Genomic DNA, 25,737 nt, shown 5'->3' with positions numbered 1-25,737 from the left:
TAAATTCAGATTCTCTCTGATTTTTCCGAAGTGTGGGGCGGCATATCATCAGGCTTTCCACTTTCGTATCGGCCCATCCCATGGACTACCTGCTGACGCTTGCCGCCGACCCCGCCGTCTGGGCCGCGCTCCTGACGCTCGTCGTGATGGAAGTCGTGCTCGGCATCGACAACCTGATCTTCATCTCGATCCTCAGCAACAAGCTGCCCGAAGCGCAGCGCGCGCGTACGCAGCGCCTCGGCATCGCGCTCGCGCTGGTGATGCGCCTCGCGCTGCTCGGCAGCGTCGCGTGGATCGCGAGCCTGACCGAACCCGTGTTCACGCTGTTCGACCACGCGTTCTCGTGGCGCGACATGATCCTGCTGGCGGGCGGCCTGTTCCTCGTATGGAAGGCGACCACCGAGATCCATCACCACGTGTCGCACGATGGCGACGGCGCGGGCGGGGTCGGCGGCGCGGCCGGCCTGACGGTGTGGGCCGCGATCGGCCAGATCGTGATGCTCGACATCGTGTTCTCGATCGACAGCATCGTGACCGCGATCGGCATGACCGAGCACGTTCCGATCATGTTCGTCGCCGTGATCGTCGCCGTGACCGTCATGCTGTTCGCCGCGCAGCCGCTCGCACGCTTCATCGACCGCAACCCGACGATCGTGATGCTCGCGCTGTCGTTCCTGGTCGTGATCGGCATGACGCTGATCGCCGAAGGGTTCGGTTCGCACGTGCCGAAGGGTTACATCTACGCGGCGATGGCGTTCTCGGCGTTCGTCGAGGGTATGAACATGCTGGCGCGGCGCGCGAAGGCGAAGCGGGCAGCGCACGTGGCGCGCGACTGAGCCGGCGCGCGTGACGTCGGCCGCTGCGGCGGCCGGCTCGCGCGCCTCATACGGAATCCGGATGAAATTCGCACGGAAAGGAGAACGCAATGAAATGTCCTGTCTGCAAGACGCCCGACCTGCTGATGGCCGAGCGCCAGTCGATCGAGATCGACTACTGTCCGACCTGCCGCGGCGTATGGCTCGATCGCGGCGAACTCGACAAGCTGATCGCCCGCGAAACCGGTGACGCGCCGGCCCGCCGCGATGCCGCGCCGGCGCGACACGATGCGCATGCGCCGCGCGACCGCGACGATGGCTGGGGTCGCGACGGCCGCTCGCACGACGAACGTTATCGGCACGACGGCCGGCGTCGCAAGAAGTCGGTGTTCGACCTGTTCGATTTCGATTGAATCTGCAGTCCGCGCGCCTGAATGCGCGCGGCCCGAGGCAAAAAAAGCCCCGCCCGGCATCGCGCCGGGGCGGGGTTTTTTCATGCGCGTCGCGTCAGGACACGCGTTGACATTTACGCGTTGCCGGCCGTCACGTCGATGCGGCGCGGACGCGTTTCCTCGCGGCGCGGGATCGTCAGCGTCAGCACGCCGTCGCGCAGGTTCGCATCGATCCGCGACGTGTCGAGGTCGGCGCTCAGCACGAACGACCGTGCATAGCGCGTCGCGCGCACTTCCGCGTGCCGCACGCGCAGGTCGGCCGGCGTGTCGAGGTGCGTCGCGGCTTCGATCGTCAGCGTATTGTCGTGCACCTTCACGTCGAGGTTGTCGCGCGGCACGCCGGGCAGGTCGGCCCGCAGCGTGACGCCGCGCAAGTCCTCGACGATGTCGACGGACGGGGTGATCGCGGGCCGGCGCGCGGCTTCGGCGGCGGCAGCGTGAACGGTGCTCGGGTGGCGTTCGGCCAGGGTCGGATTCGTGTTCATGTCGGTATCCTGAAGATTACTGAATGGTGATCGCACGCGGCTTCGAGGCTTCGCGCCGACCGACGCGAATCAGCAGGCAGCCGTTTTCGTAGCGGGCGCTGACCTGGTCGGGGTCCGCATCGCGCGGCAGTTCGACCACGCGGCGGAACGCGCCGTGAAAGCGTTCCTGCGCATACGTGCGCACGTCGTCGCCTTCGGCGCGCGGCGCCGGTTTGCGCTCGCCGCTGATCGTCAGCAGGTCCTTGTCGATCGACACGTCGAAGTCGGCCGCGGCCATGCCGGGCGCGAACGCGACGATCTCGATCGCGTCGTCGGTGGCGCCGACGTTGAGTGCGGGAAACGCGCCGGCGCGCCCCGCGCGGATGCCGGACGGACGTTCGCCGAGCAGGCTCGTCATCTGCCGCTGCACGCGGGCGAATTCGTCGAACAAGTCGTAGCCGTGATGGATACCGCTCATGTTGGTCCTCCTGAACAGGGAACGCGGGAGACGTGACGGCGCGACGCCAGCGGCGGGCGCGACGGGTGACTCCACGGGGTCGATACGGGGGCGGTGCGTTGCATGCGGCACTGCCCGACGACGCTTAGTTAGTGGCCGCCGCCGCGCATTTCAAGAGGGAATCTGCAATCTCCATCGACGCCTGCGCGCGGGATTCGATGCGACAATCGCCGCGACATATCCGCAGACCAACCACACGGGACAACCATGGACATTCGACGTATCGCGATCGTCGGCGCCGGCGTGATCGGCGCGAGCTGGGCCGCTTTCTACCTGACGCAGGGCTTCGACGTCGTCGCGACCGACCCGGCGCCGCAAGCGGATGCGCGGCTGCGCGACGCGCTCGCCGCGTTTCTCGGCGAGCGGGCTGCCGAACTTTCCGCGCGGCTGTCGTTCGACGCCGATCTCGTGCGTGCGCTGGACGGCGTCGACTTTGTGCAGGAGAACGGCCCCGAGCGACTCGACCTGAAGCGCGCGCTTTACCGCCAGATGGACGACGTGCTGCCCGCGCACGTGCCGATCGCGTCGAGCTCGTCGGGCCTGAAGATGTCCGAGATCCAGACCGCGTGCGCGAAGCATCCGGAACGCTGCCTGATCGCGCATCCGTTCAATCCGCCGCACCTGATCCCGCTCGTCGAGCTGGTCGGCGGCGATGCGACCGGCCAGGACGTGATCGCGCGCGTGAAGCAGTTCTACGATGCGCTCGGCAAGCAGACGATCGTCCTGAACAAGGAGATGACCGGCCACGTCGCGAACCGGCTCGCGGCCGCGCTGTTCCGCGAGGTGTACCACCTCGTCGGCGAAGGCGTGGTGAGCGTCGCCGATGCGGACAAGGCCGTCGCGTGGGGCCCCGGCTTGCGGTGGGGGCTGATGGGGCAGTGCCTGACCTATCACCTCGGCGGCGGCGCGGGCGGGATCGCGCACTTCCTCGAGCACCTGTCGGGGCCGATCACGAGCTGGTGGGACGACCTCGGCACGCCGTCGTTCGACCCGGAAGTCGATCGCAAGCTGAACGACGAGCTGCGCGCGATCCAGGGCGAGCGCTCGATGCAGGAACTGGCGGCCGAGCGCGACCGGCTGCTCGTCGAACTGATCGACGCGCGGCGCCGCAGCTTCCTGCCCTGAGCCTGATCCGATCGCGCGCCGCGGCGGCGCCGGTCATTGCTGCGAGGTCGCTTGCTGGGCAGGCGGCACGTGGGCCAGCCACGCGGGGCTCGCGGCCTGCACGAGTTCGCGATTGCGCGCGCGCGTCGCGGCGGTCGGCGGATAGTTGCCGTCGTTCGTCGGCAATTCGCCGTCGAGATAGGCCTGCTTGAGCTGATCGACGACTTCCGCGCGCGTCAGGCCCTGTTGTGCGGGGGCCGACGCGTCGGTCTGGGCAAAGACGGGGGACAGCAAGGCGGCTGCAGCGGTCGCGACGGCGAATCGCAGGACGTTCTTCATGGCGGGCTCCGATCAAGGGGACGGGGTGCCGGACGCGCGCGGCGATGCGCGGTGCGTTCGGATGGAGCCCATTGTCGCGAGCGGGTACTGCGCGGACGATGACGCGTTCCGGGCAAAGCTGTCAGGTGCGGGGGCGACCGCGCCCGCGCGCGGTGCGCCGTGCCGCGCCGTTACAACTCGGCCGCCGCCGCGATCAACGTGGCTTCCAGCGCGAGCGTCGAGCGCGACGCGGCCGCCGGGCGATCGATCACGTATTCGAGTTCGCCGAGTTCCGGCAGCCCCGCATCGAGCCGCGCGAGCCCGGCCGGGATCACGTAGCCGGCGAACGCGCTGACGCCGAGCCCCGCGCTCGCGGCCGCCCGCAATACCGCGATGCTGCTGCTCACGACGGCGATCCGGTAAGGGCGCCCGACGGCCTCGAGCGATTCGAGCACGCGGCGGCGCGACACGCTCGGCTCCGGATGCATCGCGAGCGGCAGCACGGCTTCGTGGCCGGTGATCCGCGAATCGGGGCCGGTGCACCAGTACAGCGGTTCGCTGCGGATCACGCGGCCGCGCCGGCTGCCGGCGATGCGCTTCGCGAACACGAGATCGTGCCGGCCTTCGTCGAGCGCGTCGAACAGGTCGCCCGACAGCCCGGTCGAGATCGCGAGCTCGACGTCCGGGTTGCGCTGCACGAAGCTCGCGAGCGCGGCCGTCAGGTGCGCCGACGCGAAATCCTCCGACATCGCGAGCCGCACCTTGCCCGACAGCGGCGGCCCGCATACCGATGTGACGGCCTCGTCCATCAGTTCGAGGATGCGCACCGCGTAGCGGAACAGCGCGTCGCCGTGCTGCGACAGGTGCACGTTGCGCGTGTCGCGCTCGAACAGCGGCCGGTCGAGCAGCTCCTCGAGGCGGCGGATATGCTGGCTGACGGTCGACTGCGACAGGTTCACGCGCTCGGATGCGGCGGTGAAGCTGCCGGACTGGGCGACGGCGACGAAGCTGCGCAGCAGCTCGGGCGGTAACGGACGCATTGCTAAATCCACTGAATCGGTTTCGACAACTTCATAAATGGCCGGATTTTGCGGCGCTAGTATCGGATCACGCGCCAGTGCGGCCTCCGCGAACGGGGGGCGCCGGACGCGTAGCCCGTGTCGCGCCGCCGGCTGTATCGGTCAGTCTAAGCCATCCGGCGTCCGGCCCGAAACCGCATCATCCCATCGACCCCGAGAACGCGCTCGCACGACGAGCCGCCGGGCCGCGGCGCCCCGCCGCAGGAGACGGACAGTCCGCCCGGGATCGGCGTGCGGGCCTGGCTCCCGCACGCGTCAGGCACCCGTCACGAAGAGACTGGAGACGACTCATGATCATCTACGGAACCGCGCTGCTGGCGTTCTGCCACCTGGCCGGACTGTTCCTCGGCGACCTGCTCGGCAGCGCGATCGGCGTGAAGACCAACGTCGGCGGCGTCGGCATCGCGATGCTGCTGCTGATCTGCCTGCGCCTGTGGCTGCACCGGCGCGGCTGGCTGCCGAAGGAGACCGAGGCCGGCGTCGGTTTCTGGGGCGCGATGTACATTCCCGTCGTCGTCGCGATGGCCGCGAACCAGAACGTCGTCGCCGCGCTGAAGGGCGGCCCGGTCGCGCTGCTCGCCGCGGTCGGCGCGGTCGCGATCTGCGCATGCTGCATTGCGGTACTTGCGCGCACGGGGCGCGACGACACGGCCTTCGCGGGCGTGCCGCAATTCGAAGAACAGTAACGGAGGCCGCCATGCTGCAGATGCTCGAAAAAACCGTCGCCCACAACGGGCTCGTCGCGTCGTTCGCGCTGGTCGGCCTGATCATGTGGCTGTCGTCGATCGCGTCGCGCAAGCTCACGTTCGGCCGCGTGCACGGCTCGGCGATCGCGATCGTCATCGGCCTCGTGCTCGCCTACGTCGGCGGCGCATTCACCGGCGGCGAGAAGGGGCTGGCCGACGTCAAGCTGTTCGCCGGTATCGGCCTGATGGGCGGCGCGATGCTGCGCGATTTCGCGATCGTCGCGACCGCGTTCGAAGTGCAGCCGACCGAGGCGCGCAAGGCCGGGCTCGTCGGCGTCGTGTCGCTGCTGCTCGGCACCGTGCTGCCGTTCATCGTCGGCGCGTGCGTCGCGCGCGCGTTCGGCTATACCGACGCGGTCAGCATGACGACGATCGGCGCGGGCGCCGTCACCTACATCGTCGGGCCGGTCACGGGCGCGGCGATCGGCGCGAGCTCCGACGTGATCGCGCTCAGCATCGCGACGGGGCTCGTGAAGGCGATCATCGTGATGGTCGGCACGCCGGTCGCGGCCAACTTCATGGGCCTGAAGACGCCGCGCTCCGCGATGATCTTCGGCGGCCTGGCCGGCACCGTCAGCGGCGTGAGCGCGGGGCTCGCCGCGACCGACCGTCGGCTCGTGCCGTACGGTGCGCTGGTCGCGACGTTCCATACCGGCGTCGGCTGCCTGCTCGGGCCGTCGCTGCTGTTCTTCACGACGCGCGCGCTGGTCGGCGCGTAGGGTGTGCGATGCGGCCCGCGCGCGGGCCTTATCCATCGCGGCGTCCTCTGAGTCGCATTCTGCAACATCATCAATCGGCGGCGGCGCCAGGCTTAGAATGCCGCTGAACCATCGAAGCGGAGAACTGTTCATGACCGGATGGAATCACGCGCGGCAGGCGCGCGATGCACGCCTCGCGGCCGGCGCGGCTTACGCGCAGGGCAAGCGGGTCGATGCGCGCGACACCGTCGCGTTGCTCGAAGCGGTGCTGCGGCCCGGCGACCGCGTCTGCCTCGAAGGCGACAACCAGAAGCAGGCGGACCTGCTCGCGACGGCGCTCGCCGACGTCGACAGCGCGAAGATCCACGACCTGCACATGGTGCAGTCGGGCGTCGTGCTGCCCGAGCATCTCGACGTGTTCGAGCGCGGCATCGCGAAACGTCTCGACTTCGCGTATTCGGGCCCGCAGTCGCAGCGCATCGCGAAGCTGCTGTTCGGCGGCAAGATCGCGCTCGGCGCGGTGCATACCTATCTCGAACTGTTCGCCCGCTACTTCATCGACCTCACGCCGCAGGTCGCGCTGATCGCGGCCGTGAGCGCCGATCGCGACGGCAACCTGTACACCGGCCCGAACACCGAGGACACGCCGACCGTCGTCGAGGCCACCGCGTTCAAGGACGGCATCGTGATCGCGCAGGTCGACCGCATCGTCGACAAGGTGCCGCGCGTCGACATCCCCGGCGACCGCGTGCATTTCGTCGTCGAAGCCGGCCGGCCGTTCTACGTCGAGCCGTTGTTCACGCGCGATCCGGCCGCGATCACCGAAACGCAGATCCTCACCGCGATGCTCGCGATCAAGGGCATCTACGAGCCGTACGGCATCAAGCGCCTGAACCACGGGATCGGCTTCAACACGGCCGCGATCGAGCTGCTGCTGCCGACCTACGGCGCGAAGCTCGGGCTGAAAGGCAAGGTCTGCACGCACTGGGCGCTCAATCCGCACCCGACGCTGATTCCCGCGATCGAATCGGGATGGGTCGAGCAGATCCATTGCTTCGGCTCCGAAGTCGGGATGGACGACTACATCCGCGCGCGCTCCGACGTGTGGTTCACGGGCCCCGACGGGTCGCTGCGCTCGAACCGCGCGTTCTGCCAGACGGCCGGCCTCTATGCGTGCGACATGTTCATCGGCTCGACGCTGCAGATCGACCTGGCGGGCCATTCGTCGACGGTCACGGCCGAGCGCATCGCCGGCTTCGGCGGCGCACCGAACATGGGCAGCGACGCGCGCGGCCGGCGCCATCCGAGCGAGCCATGGCTGAAGGCCGGCGCGCAAGCCGACCCCGACACGCCGGCGGCGCTGCGGCGCGGCCGCAAGCTGGTCGTGCAGATCGGCGAGACGTTCGGCGACAAGAACGTGCCGATGTTCGTCGAGCAGCTCGATGCGCTGAAGCTCGCCGACAAGCTGCAACTCGACCTCGCGCCGATCATGGTCTATGGCGACGACGTCACGCACATCGTCACCGAGGAAGGGATCGCGAACCTGCTGATGTGCCGCGACAAGGACGAACGCGAGCACGCGATTCGCGGCGTCGCCGGCTATACGGACGTCGGCCGCGGTCGCGACCGCAGGATGGTCGAGCGGCTGCGCGAGCGCGGCGTGATCCGCCGCCCGGAGGATCTCGGCATCGATCCGCTCGATGCCGACCGCCGCTGGCTCGCTGCGCGTTCGATCAAGGATCTGGTGCACTGGTCGGGCGGGCTCTATGCGCCGCCGGCCCGGTTCCGCAACTGGTGAGGAAAAGGGCATGGAACAGTTGAACTATCGCTTCACCGCGCGCGAACGCGCGAAGGGCGAGCAGGCCGCGGCGCTCGTCGGCGTGGTCGCGTCCGGCAACCTCGAGGTGCTGGTCGAGCGCGTGCTGCCGGGCAACGAATGCGAGATCGACATCCGCACCGCGGCCGTCGGTTTCGGCGCGGTCTGGCAGGCGGTCGTGTCGGATTTCGTCGAACGGCGCGCGCCGGGCGGCCTGAAGCTGTCGATCAACGACGGCGGCGCGCGCCCCGACATGGTGTCGCTGCGACTCGCGCAGGCCGTGCGCGCGATCGAGGGAGACGCATGATGAGCGACGTGATTCACGACGCGCCGGCGTTCGTCGCGAACGCGGCGAGCTGGTACGAAGCGTCGGCGCGGCAGCGCATCGACGGGCTGCTCGACGCGGGCAGTTTCAGCGAATTCCTCGGGCCGGGCGAACGCGTGACGAGCCCGCACCTGCCGCTGTTCGACCTGCCGCAGCAGTTCGACGACGGGATGGTGGTCGGCCACGGCCGGCTCGACGGCCGGCCGGTGCTGGTCGCCGCGCAGGAGGGCCGCTTCATGGGCGGCGCGTTCGGCGAAGTGCACGGCGCGAAGCTCACCGGCTTGCTGCGCGCCGCGCGCGACGTCGGCAAGCCGGTGCTGATCCTGTTCGATACGGGCGGCGTGCGGTTGCAGGAAGCGAACGCGGGCGAGCTCGCGATCGCCGAGATCATGCGCGCACTCGTCGACGCGCGTGCGGCCGGCGTGCCGGTGATCGGGCTGATCGGCGGGCGCGCGGGCTGCTACGGCGGCGGCGGGTTGCTCGCCGCGTGCTGTTCGGCGCTCGCGGTGTCGGAGCAGGGGCGCATCAGCGTGTCGGGCCCCGAAGTGATCGAGACCAATCGCGGCGTCGAGGAATTCGACTCGAAGGATCGCGCGCTGATCTGGCGCACGATGGGCGGCAAGCATCGGCGCCTGATCGGCAGCGCCGACCGCTATGTGGCCGACACGCCGGACGCGTTTCGCGCGGCCGCGCTCGAACTGATCGGCCGCGCGCCGGCGTTCGATGCGGCGATGCTGCGCGCGGAACAGGCGCGTCTCGAAGCGCGGGTCGAACGGTTCGGCGCCTGCAAGGACGCGCTCGACGTGTGGCGCATGCTCGGGGCCGACGCGCCGGAAGCGATTCCGGGCATGGCCGACGACGCGTTCGCGAAGCTCGCCGATCAACTGCAGGAGTCCCAGCATGACGCTCGATGAAGTATTGAACTCGCTGTTTCCCGCGGGCCATTCGATTGCGCGTAATGGCGGCCTGCTGACGGGCCACGCGGAACTGGCCGGCGCGCGCGTCGACGTGATCGGTGTTGCCGACCGCTTGCCGTTCGGCATCGACGAGGCGCTGACGCTCGCGTCGCGCGTGCTCGACACGGTCGCGCGCGGCGGCGACACGCCGATTCTCGTGCTCGTCGACAGCGATAGCCAGCGGATGAGCAAGCGCGACGAATTGCTCGGCCTGAACGAAGGGCTGTCGCATCTCGCGAAATGCCTGATGCACGCGGATCTCGCCGGACATCGGACGATCGGCGTGCTGTACGGCCACACGGCCGCCGGCGCGTTCATCGCGACCGCGCTCGCGACGCGCACGCTGCTCGCGGTGCCGGGCGCCGAGCCGGAGGTGATGGACCTGCCGTCGATGTCGCGCGTGACCAAGCTGCCGATCGACGTGCTGAAGGAGATGGCGCGTTCGACGCCGGTGTTCGCGCCGGGGCTCGACAATCTCGTGAAGATGGGCGCCGTCGACGCCGTGCTCGATCCGTCCCGCGCGCTCGACGCGCAGGTCGGCGAATGGCTCGGCAAGCCGGCCGACCGCATCGACCGGCGCGCGGCGCGCGGCCGGCCGGTCGCGACCGACGTCGCCGGCCGCGTCGAGGCACTCGCGCGTGCCGCACGCTGAGCGGCCGCTGCGCCGCCACACGCTCGTCACGCTGACGGCGGCCGGGTGGGGCGCGGCATTCGCCCGCGACCCCGCGCTCGCGGGCGATCCGCTCGTGCGGGAATGGGCCGAACGCGGCTGGCCGCTGATCATGCGTCGCGCGTCGCCGGATGAAGCCGATGTCGGCCGTGTGCCGCTCGGCCTGCCGCTGCCGCCGTCGGCGGGCAAGCGGCGCATCGCGCTGAACGTGGCCGCCGACGCGCTCGCGACGGTCGGCCCGCTGCCGACCTTGACGGACGTGCTCGCCGCCGCGCCCGCGGCATGGCAGGCGCCGTTGCGCGAACTCGATGCGCTCGGCGCGCGCTGCGGCGTGCAGGGCCGCGTGTTCGGCAGCCTCGCCTGGCAGGCGCTGACGGGCGAGTCATATCTGAGCGCATCGTCCGATCTCGACATCGTGTTTCCGCTGCCGGACGCCGCGTCGCTTGCGCCGCTGCTCGACGGTCTTGCGGCGATCGACGCGCGCGCGCCGATGCGCATCGACGGCGAACTGTTGCGCGACGACGGCGCGGGCGTCAATTGGCGCGAGCTGCACGCGCGCTTGCCCGAAGTCGCGGTGAAGACCGCGGTGGCCGTCGAATTGATGCGCGCCGACGCCTTCACCGGAGGCACGCGATGAACGCACGGGCTGCGTGCCGCTTAGCCGCGCCGTCCGAGGCCGAGCGCATCGCCGCGCTGGCCGAGCACAGCCTCGTGCTCGAGATCGACACCTATCCGAAGCCGGGCCTCGTCAGTCACGTCGATACTGGCAGTCATACGGACATGGACGCCGCGACGTTCGCGCGCAGCGCGGCCGTGCTGCGGCCGTACTTCGCGGAACTCGCCGATGCGGGCGCACGCAACGCCGACATGGCCGTGCTGCGCAAGATCGGCCTGCGCGCGGAACACGCAATGCTCGCCGCGACCGGCGGCGTCAATACGCATCGCGGCGCGATCTTCGGGCTCGGGCTGCTGTGCGCGGCCGCCGGCCGGCGCGCGCTGCCGGGTGCGATGCCGGCCGGGACGACGCTCGGTGCGTTCGTGTCCCGCCGCTGGGGCGTCGAGATCCTCGGCGGCCCGCGTTTGCCGGACAGCCACGGCGAGCGCGCCAGCCGCCGCTACGGTGTCGGCGGTGCGCGTCGCGAGGCCGCCGACGGCTTCCCGACCGTGTACGCGGTTGGATTGCCCGCGCTGCGCCGTGCACAGCGCGACCTGCCGGACGATCCGGAAGCCGCGCGCGTCGCCGCGTGCTTCGCGCTGATCGCCGCGCTCGACGACACGAATCTGCTGCACCGGGGCGGGCAGGACGGCCTCGATTTCGCCCGCGCGACCGCCCGCGCGTTCGTCGCGCGCGGCGGCGTGCGGGCGCGCGACTGGCGGCTGCGCGCGGCGGCCGCGCATCGTGCGTTCGTCGCGCGCCGGCTGAGCCCGGGCGGCGCGGCCGACCTGCTCGCGATGAGCGTATTCGTCGATGAGCTCGAAGCTGAGGGGCACGCGCGATGACGCTGGCCATCCTGTGCTCGGGGCAAGGCGCGCAACGCGCCGACATGTTCGACCTGACCGGGTCGGCGCCGCAGGCCGACGCACTGTTCGCGCATGCGGGCCGGCTGCTCGGCGACGATCCGCGCGCGTGGGTCCGGCAGGCCGGGCCCGACGCGCTGCGGGAAAACCGCGCCGCGCAGATCCTCTGCACGGTCCAGGCGCTCGCGGCGGCCGCGCTGCTCGACGCGGTGTGGCCGCGCCGGCGCTGCGTCGCGGGCTACAGCGTCGGGGAGGTCGGCTCGTGGAGCGTCGCGGGGATGATCGACCCGCACGCTGCGCTCGACCTGGCCGCCGCGCGTGCACGCGAGATGGATGCCGCGAGCGGCGGCGACGAGCGGATGGTGTTCGTGCGCGGCCTGACGCGCGCGCAACTCGCGCAGCTGTGCGACGGTCGCGACGCGGCCATCGCGATCGCGAACCCGGGCGATGCGTTCGTGGTCGCGGGGCGGCACGCCGATGTCGATGCCGTGGCCGACGACGCGGCGCGCGCCGGCGCGCAGCGCGTCGCGCCCGTCTGCGTGCGGATCGCGTCGCACACGCGCCGGCTGGCGGCGGCCGTGCCGGCATTCCGCGCGACGCTGGCCGCGACGCGCGTGCGCCGGCCGTTGCCCGGCACGCGGCTGTTCTCGGGGATCGACGGCGCGTCGGTGCTCGATGTCGACACGGGCCTCGACAAGCTCGCGCGGCAGATCGCCGAGCCGGTCGAGTGGGCGGCCTGTCTTGCCGCGTGCGTGGAGGCCGGCGCAACCGCGTTTCTCGAACTCGGCCCCGGGCGCGCGCTGGCCGAGATGGCGGGCGGCGCGTATCCCGCGCTGCCGGCGCGCAGCCTCGCGGATTTCCGTTCCGTCGACGGCGTGACGAGCTGGCTCGCGCGCGTCGCGGCCGGCTGATCGGCGGGTTGAAACCCGGCTTGAAACACAGCCGCCGGGCCCCTGTTTCGCACTGTGTGTTGCGCCGGCGCAGCAGCGTCGCAGCCGCCCCTTGCCACGCGAATTGGCGTCGCTACAATGGCGCCCGCCATGAGACCAGCCGCCTTCCTGCTCGCCGCGTTCTGCTGCGCGACGAGCGTCCACGCCAGCCAGATTCCGTCCGACGCCGCATCGGTCGGCACGTACTTTTCGTATGACAACGCGGCGGCCGACGCGACCGTCGATCTGATCGAACAGGCGCAGCGCCGCGTGCTGCTGGCCGGCTATACGCAGGTGCCGCCGGCGGTCGCGAGCGCGCTGCGCGCGGCCCGCGCACGCGGGATCGAGGTGCGCGTCGTGCTGGTGCGCCCGCCGCGTGCGGGCAGGTACAGCGGCGCCGGCTATCTGAAATCCGCGGGCATCGACGTCGCGATCGATTCGCGGCACGGCGGCCCCGCGTCGCGCTTCGTGATCGTCGACGACAGCGTCGCGCTGACGACGCTGTCCGACGGCGCGGCCGAGCACGCCGATACGGTGAACGTGTTCCGGCGCGCGCCCGAACTCGCGCAGTCCTACGCGCAGTCGTTCTGGCGGCTGTACCGGCAGGCTGGCGGCCTCTGACCCTTTGCTTCGGCGCATCGCGCGCCGGTGTGACCCTGCTTGCATCGGCGCGAGCGATGAACCATCCTCGTTGACAGGTGCCGGCGCGGCTTTCGCGCAGTCGGCGCAACGGCAGGGAGCCGATCGTGACCGAAAGCAGTTTTGCCGATCGCGCCGATGCCGGCCGGCAGCTGGCCGACGCGTTGCGCGAATACGAGGGGCGAAGCGATGTGGTCGTGCTCGCGCTGCCGCGCGGCGGCGTGCCCGTCGCGTATCCGGTCGCGTGCGCGCTGCGCGCGCCGCTCGACGTGCTGGTCGTGCGCAAGCTCGGCGTGCCGTTCGACCCGGAGCTCGCGATGGGCGCGATCGCGACCGGCGGCGCGACGCATCTGCAGCGGTCGGTGATCCGCACGATGGGCGTATCGGATGCGCAACTCGCCGACGTGATCGCGCGCGAGACGGCCGAACTGCAACGCCGCGAAGCGCTGTACCGCGGCGCGGCGCCGCCGCTGGCGGTGGACGGACGCATCGTGATCGTCGTCGACGACGGTGTCGCGACCGGTGCGTCGATGCGCGTCGCGCTGCAGGCGCTGCGCGCGCGCCACCCGGCGCGCATCGTCGCGGCGGTGCCGGTCGCGCCGGCGGGCGCGATGCACGTGTTCGACGGCCTGGCGGACGCGTTCGTCACGGTGTCGCAGCCGCTGCGGTTGTTCGGAATCAGCCAGTTCTACGCGCGCTTCGAGCAGACGAGCGACGATGAAGTGCGCGCGCTGCTCGACGCGGCGCGCCCTTGACGCGTCGTCACGCTCACTGAATCCGGCGCGGGCGCGGTCGGCCGGCTTCCGCCAGCGCGAACACATGCTGTAGCGCCGGATGGACGTTGCCGTGCCAGCGTGGCCCCGTAAACAATCCGTAGTGGTCGCAATCGTCGATATCGACGCGATGGTGCTCATCGGCCGAGAGGCCGCTGCACAGGCCGAGCGCCGCATGTGTCTGGCCGGCGCCCGTGACCGCGTCGCGGGCGCCTTCGACGGTCAGCAGCGCGACGTCGCGCAACGCGGCCGGTTCGACGCGCCGGCCGCCGACGCGCCACGCGCCGGTCGCGAGCAGCATGCGCTGGAACACGACGTCGACCGTGTCGAGAAAATAGTCGGCCGGCATGTCGAGCAGCGCGGTGTATTCGCGCAGCGCCCGCCGGGCGTCGGCGAGTCCGGTCATGTCGAAGCGGGAAGCTGCCAGCGCGTAGGTTTCGATCAGCGTCAGGAAGCGTTGCGGATACAGGAGCGCGATCTCGCCCTGTTGCAGATAGGTCGGGAACACGTGGCGGCCATGCCCCGTGAAGCCGGGCGGCACGATGTCGATCAGGTGGCGCCGGCACCAGTCGAGCGAATGGGCGGCGGCCGCGGCGCCGAGCGCGCTCGGGTTCAGGCGCGCGTCGAGCGGGCCGCCGATCAGCGTGATACTCGCGGGCGGCGCGAGGCCGCGCGCGGCACGCAGCGCGAGTGCGCCGAGCGCCGGCACGGTGGCCTGGCACACGGCGACGACGTGCAGCGGCCGACCGTCGCGCTGGAGGGTATCGACGAAGCCGTCGAGCATCGCGACGTACTCGTCGAGCCCGAAACGGCCTGCCGCGAGCGGCACGTCGCGCGCATTGCGCCAGTCGGTCACGCAGACGTCGCCATCGGCGAGCAGCGTTTCGGCGGTTTCCCGCATCATCACGGCCGCATGCCCGACGAGCGGCGCACACAGCAGCACCGTGCGGCGCGCGTCGGCGTGCGCGAAGCGCCGCAAGTCGCAAAACGGCGTGTGCGCGACGACCTGCTCGTCGACGGCCGGCCACGCGAGGTCGAAGCCCGGCGGCGCGGCCTGCGGCCCGAGCAGCGGTTCGAACAGGTCGTCGTAGCACGACGACGCGGCGTGCGGCAGCGACGCCGCGGGCCATGCATCGAACGCGTATCGCGTCGCCGCGCGCCAAGCGCGCATCCATTCCCGCTGCTGCTCGACGACGGCATACCACATGGCGGACCCTGGGGCGGAAGGAGCGTGAACCTGCATTATGGTCACAGTGGACGGGCAGTGCGAGCCCGATGCGCGGCTGGCTGATGCGCGTCAAGCGCACCGGCGCGCTAGGCGCTGCCGCGCGACGTTGCTACAGTCGTCGGTCCCATTCCCTCGAGGCGGAGCGTTTGCGATGAAGCTGATCGGCTTGCTGGATTCCCCGTTCGTGCGCCGCGTCGCCATTTCGGCGAAGCCGCTCGACCTGCCGTTCGAACACGAGTCGATCTCGGTATTTCGTCATGTCGAGCAGTTCAGGACGGTCAACCCGGTCGCCAAGGCGCCGACGCTCGTGACCGACGGCGGCGCCGGACGGTCGCACCCCGCTGTTGGCCGCCGCGCGGCCTTGTCCGGCAAGCCGCTGCCGATTGTTCTCGGCGGCTGACAAGTGACTTCGCATTCGCGCTGTTTATCCGGACGCGACCGATCCCTAGAATCCACTCCATCAAATTACGTATTGCCAGATGGAGCCGATGATGAAAGCCCTGATCGAATCGAGCCTGTACCACCCGTCCGTCGTGTTGCCGCTTGCCGCGCTGGCGCAGCTGATGGTCGAGCGCGATTTCAATCTCGGCCAGGTCGGGCTGATCGTCGCGGCGCGCGGCGCGCAGGCGGCCGTGTCGCGGTCGCGCGCGCTGATCTTCTGCCGTCACGGCGAAGCGCACGCATGAGCACGTTCGCGGCACGCGGATGAAAAAAAGCCCGGCCGGCGCAAGCCGGTCGGGCGGATCGGGTTCGATCGGGCCCCGGCTTCGGCCGGGGCTTTTTCATTGAGCGACGCTCACGCGCGGGCGGGAGTCGCGACGCCGTAGATTTCCGATTCGTCGTCCTCCTCGCGCAACTGGCGCGCGAGCTGGTGCGCTTCGCGGCGCGTCGCGACGGCCGGCGGCGAGCCCTTCAGCGGCTGGCGCGCGGTTTCGGCGAGCGCGACGACCGACACGATGCCGATCAGCGCGGCGCCCATCATGTAGTACGCGGGCATCATCAGGTTATGCGTGACGTCGACGAGCCATGCGGTGACGAGCGGCGTCGTGCCGCCGAACAGCGACACCGACACGTTGAAGCCGATCGCGAGCGCGCCGTACCGGATCTCGGTCGGGAACAGCGCGGGCAGCGCCGACGGCATCACGCCGGTGAAGCACGACAGCAGCACGCCGAGGATCAGCAGGCCGCCGAACACCGACGCCGTGGTGCCCGCATGGATCAGCATCAGCGACGGGATCGACAGCACCAGCAGGCCGACGCAGCCGGCGAGCATCACCGGCTTGCGGCCGACCTTGTCCGACAGGCGGCCGGCGTACAGCGTCATCGGCATCATCAGCACCATCACGATCAGCACCAGCACGAGGCTGTGCGATTCGTCGAAATGCAGCGTCGACGACATGAAGCTCGGCAGGTACGACAGCACCATGTAGTCGGTCACGTTGAAGATCAGCACGAGGCCGACGCACAGCAGCAGCGCACGCCAGTTGCGCAGCAGCGTCTCGCGGAAGCGCGCCTTCGGCACGGCCTTGTCCTGCGCTTCGCGCTCTTCGGCCTGGCGCTTGAACGCGGGCGTTTCCTCGAGCTTCATCCGGATGTAGAGACCGATCAGGCCGAGCGGGCCGGCGATCAGGAACGGCACGCGCCAGCCCCACGACAGCAGCGCTTCCTGCGACAGCGACGCGGTGAGCAGCGCGACGACGCCCGCGCCCAGCACATAGCCGATCAGCGTGCCGAACTCGAGGAAGCTGCCCATGAAGCCGCGACGCTTGTCGGTCGAGAACTCGGCGATGAAGGTGGCCGCGCCGCCGTATTCGCCGCCGGTCGAGAAGCCCTGCACGAGGCGGGCGACGAGCAGCAGGATCGGGGCCATGATGCCGATCGACGCATAACTCGGGATCAGGCCGATCGCGAAGGTGCCGACGGCCATCAGGATCATCGTCGCGGCGAGCACGCGCTGGCGGCCGATACGGTCGCCGAGCGGGCCGAACACCATGCCGCCGAGCGGGCGCACGAGGAACGCGGCCGCGAACGTGCCGAAGGTCGCGAGCAGCTGCGCGGACGGGCTGCTGGACGGGAAGAACACCTTGCCGAGCGTGACGGCGATATAGCTGTAGACGCCGAAGTCGAACCATTCCATCGCATTGCCGATGGCCATCGCGCTGACGGCGCGCTTGAGCAGGCTCTGGTCGACGACGGTGATGTCGTCCACGGCGAGCGGAGCTTCGCCGGACGACGAAGCGGAGGAAGAGACAGCGGTCGGGCTGACGTGTGTTGCGGTCAAGGTCATGCACTCCTTTGACAGCGCCGGAACGGGCGGGCCGTCCGACACGGTTTGCCGGCGAGCGCGGTGTCGCGTGCTGCGCGTCGGGGCAGACCATTAAGCACTTACTGCACAAAGGGCAGCAAAGGGCCAAGGGGCTGCTTCGACGCGGGCCCGATGGGCCGTCGCGACTGTGCGCTCATGAAGAATGGGCCGCGTGATGCTGGCGGCAGATGCCGGTGCGGACGATGGGTCCGGCGTTCCGGCAACGCCCCGGAGGGGCAACGAAACGAGAAAAGCGGGCCTGTCGGGCGGGCTTTCCTGTGGATGCAATTTCGATCGAGGCACCGGCCCGCAGCGTGCGGACGGACTTCTCTCAAAATCGAAAAGACAGAGATTGAATGTTGAAACAGGCGACATGATAGCACGATGACGGATGATCGTGCAAATTGCCGGGGATCGCCCGTCTGGCGGGGCATTCGGCGCGGCCCGCTCGGGTATGATCGGCGGCGCGCGGCGCGGCCGTGCCGCCCGTCGCGACGGGGCGGAATTCGCGAGGAACCGGATGACCGAACTGATGAGGATCGCGGCGCTGTTCGCCGCTACCGCGCTGGCCGAAATCGTCGGCTGCTACCTGCCGTGGCTCGTGCTGAAGGCCGGGCGCCCGGCCTGGCTGCTGGTGCCGGCCGCGCTGTCGCTCGCGCTGTTCGCGTGGCTGCTGACGCTGCACCCGAGTGCGGCGGGGCGCACTTATGCCGCGTACGGCGGCGTGTACATCGCGGTGGCGCTGATCTGGCTGCGGGTGGTCGACGGCGTCGCGCTGACCCGCTGGGACGTCGCCGGCGCGGTGCTCGCGCTCGGCGGGATGGCCGTCATCGCGCTGCAGCCGCGCGCATGAGCGCGGCCGCGGCGCGGGCCGCGTGCATCAGGCTGCTTCGGCGGTATCCGTATCGGCGGACTGGCGCCACACGCAGGTGCCCTTGACCGACTTGTCGAGCTCGTCGAGCTGCGCCTGGTGCGCGGCAAGCTCGTCGTCGCTCGCCGCCACCACGGTCAGGTCGAGCGCGGCGAGCGACACGCGCTGGCCGTTCCCGGCGCCGCCGTCGGCGCCCGCGTCGTCGAGCATGTCGATCACGAGGCTGTCCTGGCCGCGCGTCATCGCGAGATACACCTCGGCGAGCAGCTCCGAGTCGAGCAGTGCGCCGTGCAGCGTGCGGTGCGCGTTGCTGATGCCGAAACGGTCGCACAGCGCGTCGAGCGAATTGCGCTTGCCCGGGAACATCTGCTTGGCCTGCACCAGCGTGTCGATCACGCCGCCGCAATGCTCGGTGAACGGCGGCTGGCCGAGCCGCGCGAATTCGGCGTCGAGAAAGCCAAGGTCGAACGGCGCGTTGTGGATGATCAGCTCGGCGTCCTTCACGAAGTCGAGGATCTGGTGGGCGACTTCCGCGAATTTCGGCTTGTCGCTGAGGAATTCGGTCGTGAGGCCGTGCACCGCCAGTGCGCCCGGATCGCTGTCGCGCTCGGGGTTCACGTAGAAGTGCAGGTTGTTGCCGGTGAGCCGCCGGTTCAGCAGCTCGACGCAGCCGATTTCGATGAGGCGGTCGCCCGTGCGGGCGTTCAGGCCGGTGGTTTCGGTATCGAGAATGATCTGGCGCATGTCGGGAAAAGCAAGGAAAACAGGAGAGGGCGGCCGGTGTTCAGGCGGCCAGCGATTCGACGCCGCGGTTCGCGAGCGCGTCCGCGCGCTCGTTCTCGGGATGGCCCGCGTGACCCTTGACCCAGCGCCACTCGATCTCGTGCTGCACGACGAGCGCGTCGAGCCGCTTCCACAGGTCGGCGTTCTTCACCGGTGTCTTCGCCGCGGTGATCCAGCCTTTCTTCTTCCACCCGTGGATCCATTCGCTGATGCCTTTCTGCACGTATTGCGAGTCGGTATGCACGATCACCCGGCACGGCCGCTTCAGCGCTTCGAGCGCGGCGATCACGCCCATCAGCTCCATGCGGTTGTTGGTCGTGTTCGGCTCGCCGCCGAACAGTTCCTTTTCCTGATCGCCGTAGCGCAGCAGTGCGCCCCAGCCGCCGGGGCCGGGGTTGCCCTTGCAGGCGCCGTCGGTATAGATGTCGATGGTGTCGGTTGTCATGAACGTTCTTGGTGGGTGGTCGGGGAGGCCGCCGGCGTCAGGCCCGGCGCGAGCACGGGCTTCTTCATCTTGATCTGGCCGACGAGGCGCATGCCGCGCACGCGCTTGACGGCCGTCACCATGTAGACGGCGCCGAAGATCGGCCACCAGCGGTCGCCGGCGGCCTCCATGAAGCCGTAGCGGGCCAGCCACTGGTCGGTGGCGAGCGGCGGCCGGTAGCAGCCGAAGCGGCCGCGTTCGAGGTCGAAACCGAGCAGCTTGATCCAGTCCTTGAGCCGGATGAACGCGATCTGGTCGCGCGTGGCCGGCACGAACGGACGGTTCGCCATGCGCCCGAACGACTGCCGCATGCCCCACAGGCTGAGCGAGTTGAAGCCGGTGATCACGAGCTGGCCTTCCGGCATCAGCACGCGCTCGGCCTCGCGCAGCAGGCGGTGCGGGTCGGACGTGAATTCGAGCGTGTGCGGCATCACGATCAGGTCGACGCTCTGCGACTCGAACGGCAGGTCGAGCAGGTCGCACCAGGTCGTGCTGCGATCGGCGGGCGCATGGGCCGCCGCGTGCGCTTCGCGCGCCCACGGATACTGATACGGCGCGCTCGCGCCGCTCGCCGGGTCGAGCACGAGGCCGCGATACGGCATGCGGTTCTCGCGCAGCGCATCGAGCTGCGGCAGGCCGAGCTGCAGCGCGTGGAATCCGAAGACGTCGGACACGATCCGGTCGAGCTGCGCCTGCTCCCAGCCCAGCACGTAGCGGCCGGGCGGCGAGTCGGTCCAGGCGGGCCAGTCTATAATTTGTGGATCGGACATAACGATGATTGCGCGCCCATGAACGAGCTGGAATACGTGCCGGTACCGGCATTCGAAGACAACTATATCTGGCTCGTCTCGGACGGCCGCGATGCGATCGCCGTCGACCCGGGTGAAGCCGCGCCCGTACGCCGGGTTCTTGCCGAACGAGGCTGGCGGTTGACCGCTATTTTACTCACGCACCACCATGCCGACCACGTCGGCGGTGTCGAGGCGCTGCGGAATAGCCAACCGGACGATGCTCCGCTCGCCGTTTACGGCCCCGCGGCCGAAGCGATCGGCGTGGTCACGCGGCCGCTTTCGGGCGGCGATCGCGTGACGCTCGACGCGCCGGCCGCCGCATTCGACGTGCTCGACGTGCCGGGTCACACGCGTGGCCACATTGCGTATTTTCAGGCGGCCGGCCAAGGCGCGGCCAGTCAAGGCACGGCCGGGCAGGGCAACGCGGTGCCGCACGTATTCTGTGGCGACACGCTGTTCTCGTGCGGCTGCGGCCGCCTGTTCGAAGGCACGCCCGCGCAGATGCTCGCGTCGCTCGACGCGCTCGCGGCGCTGCCGGGCGACACCCGCGTGCATTGTGCACACGAATACACGCTGTCGAACATCCGCTTCGCGCTCGCGTGCGAGCCCGGCAATGCGGCGCTCGCCGCGTGGCGCGACGACGCGCAGGCGCTGCGTGCGCGCGGCGTGCCGACGCTGCCCACTACGATCGCGCACGAGCGTGCCGTCAACCCGTTCATGCGGGCCGACAGCGCGGCGATCCACGCGACGCTCGAGGCCGAGCTGCACGAAACGGTGACGGATCGTCTGGCGGCATTCACGCTGATGCGCGAATGGAAAAACCGGTTCCGATGACGTTTTTCGGAGGACTCCAAAGCTCAAGCGGTGTCTGTAAAAATTGCTCCAAATGTAGGATTTCACTGAGTTTTCGGTGTTTTTATTGACGTGAAGCACGCACTTCCGTAGTATCGCCTGCAATTTCCAGCCGTCGGAAGCCGAGATTTTCATGCGACTTATATTGAGTGCGATGGTGGTGCTGCTACTCGCCGCTTGTGCGAGCCAGCCCCCTGTCGCCAACAACGCCGCCGATTCGCAGGCGACGTCCAACTACCTCCGTAAATCAGCCACCGCCAAAGAAACTGTCGACGTCGACAAGCAATCCGTCGGCGACCTGACCAGTGCAGACTCCGATCTCTGGGCGCGCATCCGCCGCGGCTTCCAGATGCCCGACCTGCAGAGCGATCTCGTCGACATGCAGACGACCTGGTATACGCAGCGGCCCGATTACGTGCAGCGCATGACCGAGCGCTCGCAGAAGTACCTGTATCACATCGTCGAGGAGCTCGAGGCGCGTCACATGCCGACCGAGCTCGCGCTGCTGCCGTTCATCGAGTCCGCGTACAACCCGCAGGCGCTGTCGGTCGCGAAAGCGGCCGGCATGTGGCAGTTCATGCCCGGCACCGGCCGCACGTACAACCTGAAGCGCAACATGTGGCAGGACGAGCGCCGTGACGTGCTCGCGTCGACGAGCGCCGCGCTCGACTACCTGTCCCGCCTGCACGACATGTTCGGCGACTGGTATCTGGCGCTGGCCGCGTACAACTGGGGCGAAGGCAACGTGCAGCGCGCGATCGCGCGCAACCAGGCGGCCGGCCTGCCGACCGACTACCAGAACCTGCGGATGCCGAACGAGACGCGCAACTACGTGCCGAAGCTGCAGGCGGTGAAGAACATCATCGCGAGCCCGCAGCAGTACGGCCTGGCGCTGCCGGATATTCCGAACCACCCGTATTTCGTGACGGTCACGACATCGCGCGACATCGACGTGGCGGTGGCCGCGAAGCTCGCGAACCTGCCGCTCGACGAGTTCCGCTCGCTGAACCCGTCGTTCTCGAAGCCCGTGATCCTCGGCGCGACCGAGCCGCAGATCCTGCTGCCGTTCGACAACGCGTCCGCGTTCGAGAAGAGCCTGAAAGCCTACAACGGCCAGCTGTCGTCGTGGACCACCTACACGGTCAGCGAGCGTGCACGCCCGGCCGCGATCGCCGAGAAGATCGGCGTCGACGCCGATACGCTGATGTCGGTCAACAAGATTCCGGCCGGCATGCGCCTGAAGCCGGGTTCGACGATCGTCGTGCCGCGCGGCGATGACGACGACGAGGACATCAGCGCCGACGTCGCCGAAAACGGCGCGCTCGCGATGGAGCCGGACGTCCCCGATACGCGCAAGATGCTGATCCGCGTGCGCCGCAAGCAGTCGATGGCGGCGCTCGCCGGCCGCTACGGCGTGTCGGTCGGCCAGTTGAAGGCGTGGAACCGCACGCACCGCGATCTCGTGATGCCGGGCCAGGCGCTCGTGCTGCACGTGCCGGTCGGCCGCGCGGTGCCGGCGGAACCCGGTCCGGAGCGGATCGCGACGTCGACGGGCGGTGCGCACATCGAGCGCGCGAGCCTGGCGGTGGGCAGCAAGTCGCACGGCAGCAAGCGCGGCGCCGCCAAGTCGTCGGCGAAGGCCGCTCCCGCGAAAGCCGCGCCGGCCAAGGCCGCCGCGCACAAGGGCAAGAAGAAGTAAGCGCGGCTGGCGCGCGCCGCGTCGCGGCCGGTGAGGCCCGTACGATTGCGCTATCATCCGACGAATTCGACGAAACGCCGTCACCGAGGTGACGGCGTTTTCGTTTGTGCGCGGCGCTGCGTCGCGCGTCTTCATATGACAAGGGGAAGCGATGTCGTCGGTGCAGGTGAGGGTGCTCGCGCTGTTTTCGGTCGGGTATTTCGTGTCGTATGTGTTTCGCGGCGTCAATCTGGGCTTCGCGCCGCTCGTCACGCATGAGCTCGGGCTGTCGGCCGCCGATCTCGGGCTACTCACCAGTCTCTATTTCCTCGGCTTCGCAGGGGCGCAGATCCCGGCCGGCGTGCTGCTCGACCACTTCGGCCCGCGCCGCGTGACGGGCGGCATGCTGCTGTTCGCGGCGGCCGGCGCGGCCGTGTTCGGCGCGGCGCACGGCATCGGCACGATGATGGTCGGCCGGCTGCTGATCGGCGTCGGCGTATCGGTGTGTCTCGGCGCGGCGTTCAAGGCGCTCGCGCAGCATTTCCCGGTCGGCCGGCTGCCGCTCGTCAACGGCCTCGTGATGGCCGTGGGCGGCCTCGGCGGCGTGATGGTCGGCTCGCCACTGACCTGGCTGCTCGGCTGGGCGAGCTGGCGCGCGATCTGTTTCGGCCTCGCGGTGCTGACGGTGGTCGTCGCAGCATCGATCGGCTTCGGCGCGCCCGACTCGCCGCAGGCGCGCCACCAGGGCGGGCTCGTCAGCCAGTTCAAGGGTACGTGGCATATCCTGAGCAGCCGCGCGTTCTGGAAGATCGCGTCGTTCTCCGTCGTTACGCAGGGCGTGTTCTATGCGATGCAGTCGCTGTGGGTCGGGCCATATCTGCGCGATGTCGGCGGGTTCGATGCGCCGCATGCGGCGCGCCTCGTGTCGGTGCTCGGCTTCGCGATGATGGCCGGCTGCGTCGGCTTCGGCGCGGCGGCGCGCGTGCTCGAGCGGCGCGGCGTGTCGGTCTACGCAACGTGCGGTATCGGCATGGCGCTGTTCGTCGCGACGCAGCTCGCGATCGTCGCGCGCGTGCCGTTGCCGCCGGCCGTGCTGTGGGCCGCCTACGGGATGTTCGGCGGCGTGGGCATCCTGACCTACGCGGTGATGGCCGGACATTTTCCCGCCCATCTGATCGGCCGCGCGAACACGACGCTCACGCTCGTGATCTTCCTGCTGATCTTCGCGTTCCAGATCGGCGTCGGCGCTGTGCTGTCGCACTGGCCGGCGGTCGACGGCCGTTATCCGGCGGCCGCGCACCTCACCGCGTGGGGCGTGCTGCTCGCGCTGCAGCTCGCGAGCGCGGTCTGGTACGTATGGCCCGCGCGCAGCGCTGGCCAAGCGCACTGATCCGGCGGTACGCTGACGGGTAGGGCGGCCGCGGAAACGGGGCCGCAGCACCGCGCGCGGCGCCGCCGGGCGCGGCGCGCGCATGATCGGGCGGCCATATCCATTGAAGATAGGCCCATTTTCAGGCTATAATTTGAAAGTTTGTGCTGATCAACCTCGCACCCTAGCGCCTACCTCATTCATCCCGTTCATCCGCCGCACGCCGCCTGCCGGGCGATGCCGCGAAGCCTCGTGCGCCACGCGCCGGCTTCGCGTCTCGACAACGCAGGCCGCGTCCAGCTAGCGACCGCGCGCGTCCACGCAGCGCGGCGCTCGCGCGGCAGGGTAAACAGGTCGGCAGCAGGGTGTTCCCCAAGGAGCCTCCCGTGTTGCCGTCTTTTTCTCCCGCCTTGCTTGCACTCGCCGACGGCACGGTCTTTCGTGGTTATTCGATCGGGGCCGAAGGCCATACGATCGGCGAAGTCGTGTTCAATACCGCGATCACCGGCTATCAGGAAATCCTGACTGATCCGAGCTACTCGCGCCAGATCGTCACGCTCACCTATCCGCATATCGGCAACGTCGGCGTCAACGCCGAAGACGTCGAAGCCACGAAAGTCCATGCCGCCGGCCTGATCATCCGCGATCTGCCGACGCTCGCATCGAACTTCCGGATGGACCGCACGCTCGGCGACTACCTGCGCGACGAAGGCGTCGTCGCGATCGCCGGTATCGACACCCGCAAGCTGACCCGCATCCTGCGCGACAAGGGCGCGCAGAGCGGCTGCATTCTGGCGGGCTCCGACGACGAGGCGAAGGCGATCGAGCTCGCGCGCTCGTTCGAGGGCCTCGCCGGCATGGATCTCGCGAAGGTCGTGTCGACCACCAAGCCGTTCGAGTGGAAGCAGACGGAATGGCGTCTCGAAGGCGGCTACGGCATGCAGGAATCGCCGAAGTACCGCGTCGTCGCGTACGACTTCGGCGTCAAGTACAACATCCTGCGCATGCTCGCGGAGCGCGGCTGCCACGTGACGGTGCTGCCGGCTCAAGCCAGTGCGGAAGATGCGCTCGCGCTGAATCCGGACGGCGTCTTCCTGTCGAACGGCCCCGGCGATCCGGAGCCGTGCGATTACGCGATCGCGGCCACGAAGGCATTCATCGAGCGCGGCGTGCCGACCTTCGGCATCTGCCTCGGCCACCAGATCATGGGCCTCGCGGTCGGCGCGAAGACGCTGAAGATGAAGACGGGCCACCACGGCGCGAACCATCCGGTGAAGGATCTCGGCGACGGCCGTGTCGTGATCACGTCGCAGAACCACGGCTTCGCGGTCGACGCCGATTCGCTGCCGGCCAACGCGCGCGTGACGCACGTGTCGCTGTTCGACGGCACGCTGCAGGGCTTCGAGCTGACCGACAAGCCGGCGTTCTGCTTCCAGGGCCACCCGGAAGCGTCGCCCGGCCCGCACGACATCGGCTACCTGTTCGACCGTTTCACCGCGCTGATGGACGCGGCGAAGCAGCGCACCGCTTAACGTCATCGACGCAACCGAAGGACGG

Annotated in this window: 29 protein-coding genes and 1 pseudogene; 21 read left to right on the top strand and 9 right to left on the bottom strand. The window is 69.4% G+C overall.

Annotation, left to right across the window (positions count from 1 at the left end):
* Nucleotides 1-80: 80 nt before the first annotated feature.
* Together HWX03_RS10470 and HWX03_RS10465 are read left to right on the top strand one after the other, a co-directional pair.
* Nucleotides 81-836, top strand: a complete 756-nt coding sequence (locus HWX03_RS10470) for a TerC family protein (RefSeq protein WP_175871198.1) — start codon at nt 81-83, stop codon at nt 834-836.
* A gap of 89 nt (nt 837-925) precedes the next feature.
* Nucleotides 926-1,228: a zf-TFIIB domain-containing protein gene (locus tag HWX03_RS10465; RefSeq protein WP_175871197.1), complete on the top strand. Its 303-nt coding sequence runs from the start codon at nt 926-928 to the stop codon at nt 1,226-1,228.
* A gap of 113 nt (nt 1,229-1,341) precedes the next feature.
* Here the strand turns inward: HWX03_RS10465 and HWX03_RS10460 are convergent, their stop codons facing one another.
* Both HWX03_RS10460 and HWX03_RS10455 read right to left on the bottom strand, forming a co-directional pair.
* On the bottom strand, nt 1,342-1,752 hold the full coding sequence (locus HWX03_RS10460; protein ID WP_175871196.1) for an Hsp20/alpha crystallin family protein: 411 nt from the start codon (nt 1,750-1,752) through the stop codon (nt 1,342-1,344).
* Between the two features lie 16 nt (nt 1,753-1,768).
* The gene (locus tag HWX03_RS10455; protein WP_175871195.1) at nt 1,769-2,209 is read right to left on the bottom strand and encodes an Hsp20/alpha crystallin family protein; all 441 of its coding nucleotides are present in this window, start codon (nt 2,207-2,209) and stop codon (nt 1,769-1,771) included.
* A gap of 246 nt (nt 2,210-2,455) precedes the next feature.
* Here HWX03_RS10455 and HWX03_RS10450 point away from each other — a divergent pair, with 246 nt between their 5' ends.
* Nucleotides 2,456-3,373, top strand: a complete 918-nt coding sequence (locus HWX03_RS10450) for a 3-hydroxyacyl-CoA dehydrogenase NAD-binding domain-containing protein (RefSeq protein ID WP_174390802.1) — start codon at nt 2,456-2,458, stop codon at nt 3,371-3,373.
* A gap of 33 nt (nt 3,374-3,406) precedes the next feature.
* On the opposite strand, the gene HWX03_RS10445 is transcribed toward HWX03_RS10450, so the two are convergent.
* Nucleotides 3,407-3,691, bottom strand: coding sequence for a DUF4148 domain-containing protein (locus HWX03_RS10445; RefSeq protein ID WP_175871194.1), 285 nt, complete (start codon nt 3,689-3,691; stop codon nt 3,407-3,409).
* 170 nt (nt 3,692-3,861) lie between these two features.
* Nucleotides 3,862-4,710: a LysR substrate-binding domain-containing protein gene (locus tag HWX03_RS10440; RefSeq protein WP_059573894.1), complete on the bottom strand. Its 849-nt coding sequence runs from the start codon at nt 4,708-4,710 to the stop codon at nt 3,862-3,864.
* 329 nt (nt 4,711-5,039) lie between these two features.
* Here HWX03_RS10440 and madL point away from each other — a divergent pair, with 329 nt between their 5' ends.
* The 11 genes from madL to HWX03_RS10385 all read left to right on the top strand — a co-directional run bounded on the left by madL (nt 5,040) and on the right by HWX03_RS10385 (nt 13,801).
* Nucleotides 5,040-5,435, top strand: a complete 396-nt coding sequence (gene madL / locus HWX03_RS10435) for a malonate transporter subunit MadL (protein WP_006485307.1) — start codon at nt 5,040-5,042, stop codon at nt 5,433-5,435.
* An 11-nt stretch (nt 5,436-5,446) separates the two neighbouring features.
* A complete protein-coding gene (gene madM / locus HWX03_RS10430; RefSeq protein ID WP_027808885.1) occupies nt 5,447-6,214 on the top strand; it encodes a malonate transporter subunit MadM in 768 nt (255 codons plus the stop codon).
* Nucleotides 6,215-6,344: 130 nt separating this feature from the next.
* Nucleotides 6,345-7,991 (top strand): malonate decarboxylase subunit alpha, encoded by a 1,647-nt coding sequence (gene mdcA / locus HWX03_RS10425; protein ID WP_174430584.1) that lies wholly within the window; start codon nt 6,345-6,347, stop codon nt 7,989-7,991.
* 10 nt (nt 7,992-8,001) lie between these two features.
* On the top strand, nt 8,002-8,316 hold the full coding sequence (gene mdcC, locus HWX03_RS10420) for a malonate decarboxylase acyl carrier protein (protein WP_175871193.1): 315 nt from the start codon (nt 8,002-8,004) through the stop codon (nt 8,314-8,316).
* Nucleotides 8,313-9,248, top strand: a complete 936-nt coding sequence (locus HWX03_RS10415) for a biotin-independent malonate decarboxylase subunit beta (RefSeq protein ID WP_175871192.1) — start codon at nt 8,313-8,315, stop codon at nt 9,246-9,248. The genes mdcC and HWX03_RS10415 overlap by 4 nt, the downstream gene beginning before the upstream one ends.
* Nucleotides 9,235-9,942 carry a biotin-independent malonate decarboxylase subunit gamma gene (gene mdcE / locus HWX03_RS10410; protein ID WP_175871191.1) on the top strand — a complete coding sequence of 236 codons (708 nt, stop codon included), beginning with the start codon at nt 9,235-9,237 and terminating at the stop codon, nt 9,940-9,942. Before HWX03_RS10415 ends, mdcE begins: the two co-directional genes overlap by 14 nt.
* On the top strand, nt 9,929-10,597 hold the full coding sequence (gene mdcG, locus HWX03_RS10405; RefSeq protein WP_175871190.1) for a malonate decarboxylase holo-[acyl-carrier-protein] synthase: 669 nt from the start codon (nt 9,929-9,931) through the stop codon (nt 10,595-10,597). Before mdcE ends, mdcG begins: the two co-directional genes overlap by 14 nt.
* Nucleotides 10,594-11,460, top strand: a complete 867-nt coding sequence (mdcB, locus tag HWX03_RS10400; RefSeq protein ID WP_175871189.1) for a triphosphoribosyl-dephospho-CoA synthase MdcB — start codon at nt 10,594-10,596, stop codon at nt 11,458-11,460. Before mdcG ends, mdcB begins: the two co-directional genes overlap by 4 nt.
* Nucleotides 11,457-12,389 (top strand): acyltransferase domain-containing protein, encoded by a 933-nt coding sequence (locus HWX03_RS10395; RefSeq protein WP_175871188.1) that lies wholly within the window; start codon nt 11,457-11,459, stop codon nt 12,387-12,389. Before mdcB ends, HWX03_RS10395 begins: the two co-directional genes overlap by 4 nt.
* 117 nt (nt 12,390-12,506) lie before the next feature.
* Nucleotides 12,507-13,028, top strand: coding sequence for a phospholipase D-like domain-containing protein (locus tag HWX03_RS10390; RefSeq protein WP_174390812.1), 522 nt, complete (start codon nt 12,507-12,509; stop codon nt 13,026-13,028).
* Between the two features lie 125 nt (nt 13,029-13,153).
* Nucleotides 13,154-13,801: a phosphoribosyltransferase family protein gene (locus HWX03_RS10385; RefSeq protein WP_175871187.1), complete on the top strand. Its 648-nt coding sequence runs from the start codon at nt 13,154-13,156 to the stop codon at nt 13,799-13,801.
* 13 nt (nt 13,802-13,814) lie between these two features.
* On the opposite strand, the gene HWX03_RS10380 is transcribed toward HWX03_RS10385, so the two are convergent.
* A complete protein-coding gene (locus HWX03_RS10380) occupies nt 13,815-15,026 on the bottom strand; it encodes a polyhydroxyalkanoate depolymerase (protein ID WP_175871186.1) in 1,212 nt (403 codons plus the stop codon).
* Between the two features lie 172 nt (nt 15,027-15,198).
* On the opposite strand from HWX03_RS10380, the pseudogene HWX03_RS10375 reads away from it, so the two are divergent.
* Both HWX03_RS10375 and HWX03_RS10370 read left to right on the top strand, forming a co-directional pair.
* Nucleotides 15,199-15,369: pseudogene (locus tag HWX03_RS10375) on the top strand (glutathione S-transferase N-terminal domain-containing protein); the annotation flags it as partial.
* 166 nt (nt 15,370-15,535) lie between these two features.
* A complete protein-coding gene (locus HWX03_RS10370) occupies nt 15,536-15,733 on the top strand; it encodes a hypothetical protein (protein ID WP_244107175.1) in 198 nt (65 codons plus the stop codon).
* 110 nt (nt 15,734-15,843) lie between these two features.
* Here the strand turns inward: HWX03_RS10370 and proP are convergent, their stop codons facing one another.
* Nucleotides 15,844-17,334: a glycine betaine/L-proline transporter ProP gene (gene proP / locus HWX03_RS10365; protein ID WP_175871185.1), complete on the bottom strand. Its 1,491-nt coding sequence runs from the start codon at nt 17,332-17,334 to the stop codon at nt 15,844-15,846.
* Between the two features lie 538 nt (nt 17,335-17,872).
* On the opposite strand from proP, the gene HWX03_RS10360 reads away from it, so the two are divergent.
* On the top strand, nt 17,873-18,205 hold the full coding sequence (locus tag HWX03_RS10360; RefSeq protein ID WP_011545077.1) for a YnfA family protein: 333 nt from the start codon (nt 17,873-17,875) through the stop codon (nt 18,203-18,205).
* Nucleotides 18,206-18,232: 27 nt separating this feature from the next.
* Here the strand turns inward: HWX03_RS10360 and dnaQ are convergent, their stop codons facing one another.
* Genes dnaQ through HWX03_RS10345 form a run of 3 tightly spaced genes read right to left on the bottom strand, consistent with a single transcriptional unit; the run spans nt 18,233 to nt 20,260 of the window.
* Nucleotides 18,233-18,967, bottom strand: a complete 735-nt coding sequence (gene dnaQ / locus HWX03_RS10355) for a DNA polymerase III subunit epsilon (RefSeq protein WP_175871184.1) — start codon at nt 18,965-18,967, stop codon at nt 18,233-18,235.
* 40 nt (nt 18,968-19,007) lie between these two features.
* Nucleotides 19,008-19,451 carry a ribonuclease HI gene (gene rnhA / locus HWX03_RS10350; RefSeq protein ID WP_174386420.1) on the bottom strand — a complete coding sequence of 148 codons (444 nt, stop codon included), beginning with the start codon at nt 19,449-19,451 and terminating at the stop codon, nt 19,008-19,010.
* The gene (locus HWX03_RS10345) at nt 19,448-20,260 is read right to left on the bottom strand and encodes a class I SAM-dependent methyltransferase (RefSeq protein ID WP_208456802.1); all 813 of its coding nucleotides are present in this window, start codon (nt 20,258-20,260) and stop codon (nt 19,448-19,450) included. Before HWX03_RS10345 ends, rnhA begins: the two co-directional genes overlap by 4 nt.
* An 18-nt stretch (nt 20,261-20,278) precedes the next feature.
* On the opposite strand from HWX03_RS10345, the gene gloB reads away from it, so the two are divergent.
* From gloB to carA, 4 genes are all read left to right on the top strand, one after another.
* A complete protein-coding gene (gene gloB, locus HWX03_RS10340; protein ID WP_175871183.1) occupies nt 20,279-21,115 on the top strand; it encodes a hydroxyacylglutathione hydrolase in 837 nt (278 codons plus the stop codon).
* A gap of 151 nt (nt 21,116-21,266) precedes the next feature.
* Nucleotides 21,267-22,832: a transglycosylase SLT domain-containing protein gene (locus tag HWX03_RS10335; protein ID WP_175820147.1), complete on the top strand. Its 1,566-nt coding sequence runs from the start codon at nt 21,267-21,269 to the stop codon at nt 22,830-22,832.
* Between the two features lie 151 nt (nt 22,833-22,983).
* Complete coding sequence (locus HWX03_RS10330; protein WP_175871182.1) at nt 22,984-24,201, top strand: MFS transporter; 1,218 nt, start codon at nt 22,984-22,986, stop codon at nt 24,199-24,201.
* Between the two features lie 365 nt (nt 24,202-24,566).
* Nucleotides 24,567-25,712 (top strand): glutamine-hydrolyzing carbamoyl-phosphate synthase small subunit, encoded by a 1,146-nt coding sequence (gene carA / locus HWX03_RS10325; RefSeq protein WP_175820145.1) that lies wholly within the window; start codon nt 24,567-24,569, stop codon nt 25,710-25,712.
* The last annotated feature ends 25 nt before the right edge of the window (nt 25,713-25,737 follow it).

The sequence above is a fragment of the Burkholderia sp. BCC0397 genome, from assembly GCF_902832865.1.
GTDB lineage: Bacteria > Pseudomonadota > Gammaproteobacteria > Burkholderiales > Burkholderiaceae > Burkholderia.
Note: the sequence above shows the minus strand (reverse complement) of the source record. Positions and strands in the feature narration are given on the sequence as shown.

Bases quoted from the DNA above. Each gene is read 5' to 3' on its own strand.
- HWX03_RS10470 (WP_175871198.1), top strand. From the start codon at position 81: ATGGACTACCTGCTGACGCTTGCCGCCGACCCCGCCGTCTGGGCCGCG.
- HWX03_RS10465 (WP_175871197.1), top strand. From the start codon at position 926: ATGAAATGTCCTGTCTGCAAGACGCCCGACCTGCTGATGGCCGAGCGC.
- HWX03_RS10460 (WP_175871196.1), bottom strand. From the start codon at position 1,752: ATGAACACGAATCCGACCCTGGCCGAACGCCACCCGAGCACCGTTCAC.
- HWX03_RS10455 (WP_175871195.1), bottom strand. From the start codon at position 2,209: ATGAGCGGTATCCATCACGGCTACGACTTGTTCGACGAATTCGCCCGC.
- HWX03_RS10450 (WP_174390802.1), top strand. From the start codon at position 2,456: ATGGACATTCGACGTATCGCGATCGTCGGCGCCGGCGTGATCGGCGCG.
- HWX03_RS10445 (WP_175871194.1), bottom strand. From the start codon at position 3,691: ATGAAGAACGTCCTGCGATTCGCCGTCGCGACCGCTGCAGCCGCCTTG.
- HWX03_RS10440 (WP_059573894.1), bottom strand. From the start codon at position 4,710: ATGCGTCCGTTACCGCCCGAGCTGCTGCGCAGCTTCGTCGCCGTCGCC.
- madL (WP_006485307.1), top strand. From the start codon at position 5,040: ATGATCATCTACGGAACCGCGCTGCTGGCGTTCTGCCACCTGGCCGGA.
- madM (WP_027808885.1), top strand. From the start codon at position 5,447: ATGCTGCAGATGCTCGAAAAAACCGTCGCCCACAACGGGCTCGTCGCG.
- mdcA (WP_174430584.1), top strand. From the start codon at position 6,345: ATGACCGGATGGAATCACGCGCGGCAGGCGCGCGATGCACGCCTCGCG.
- mdcC (WP_175871193.1), top strand. From the start codon at position 8,002: ATGGAACAGTTGAACTATCGCTTCACCGCGCGCGAACGCGCGAAGGGC.
- HWX03_RS10415 (WP_175871192.1), top strand. From the start codon at position 8,313: ATGATGAGCGACGTGATTCACGACGCGCCGGCGTTCGTCGCGAACGCG.
- mdcE (WP_175871191.1), top strand. From the start codon at position 9,235: ATGACGCTCGATGAAGTATTGAACTCGCTGTTTCCCGCGGGCCATTCG.
- mdcB (WP_175871189.1), top strand. From the start codon at position 10,594: ATGAACGCACGGGCTGCGTGCCGCTTAGCCGCGCCGTCCGAGGCCGAG.
- HWX03_RS10395 (WP_175871188.1), top strand. From the start codon at position 11,457: ATGACGCTGGCCATCCTGTGCTCGGGGCAAGGCGCGCAACGCGCCGAC.
- HWX03_RS10390 (WP_174390812.1), top strand. From the start codon at position 12,507: ATGGCGCCCGCCATGAGACCAGCCGCCTTCCTGCTCGCCGCGTTCTGC.
- HWX03_RS10380 (WP_175871186.1), bottom strand. From the start codon at position 15,026: ATGTGGTATGCCGTCGTCGAGCAGCAGCGGGAATGGATGCGCGCTTGG.
- HWX03_RS10370 (WP_244107175.1), top strand. From the start codon at position 15,536: ATGATGAAAGCCCTGATCGAATCGAGCCTGTACCACCCGTCCGTCGTG.
- proP (WP_175871185.1), bottom strand. From the start codon at position 17,334: ATGACCTTGACCGCAACACACGTCAGCCCGACCGCTGTCTCTTCCTCC.
- HWX03_RS10360 (WP_011545077.1), top strand. From the start codon at position 17,873: ATGACCGAACTGATGAGGATCGCGGCGCTGTTCGCCGCTACCGCGCTG.
- dnaQ (WP_175871184.1), bottom strand. From the start codon at position 18,967: ATGCGCCAGATCATTCTCGATACCGAAACCACCGGCCTGAACGCCCGC.
- rnhA (WP_174386420.1), bottom strand. From the start codon at position 19,451: ATGACAACCGACACCATCGACATCTATACCGACGGCGCCTGCAAGGGC.
- HWX03_RS10345 (WP_208456802.1), bottom strand. From the start codon at position 20,260: ATGTCCGATCCACAAATTATAGACTGGCCCGCCTGGACCGACTCGCCG.
- gloB (WP_175871183.1), top strand. From the start codon at position 20,279: ATGAACGAGCTGGAATACGTGCCGGTACCGGCATTCGAAGACAACTAT.
- HWX03_RS10335 (WP_175820147.1), top strand. From the start codon at position 21,267: ATGCGACTTATATTGAGTGCGATGGTGGTGCTGCTACTCGCCGCTTGT.
- HWX03_RS10330 (WP_175871182.1), top strand. From the start codon at position 22,984: ATGTCGTCGGTGCAGGTGAGGGTGCTCGCGCTGTTTTCGGTCGGGTAT.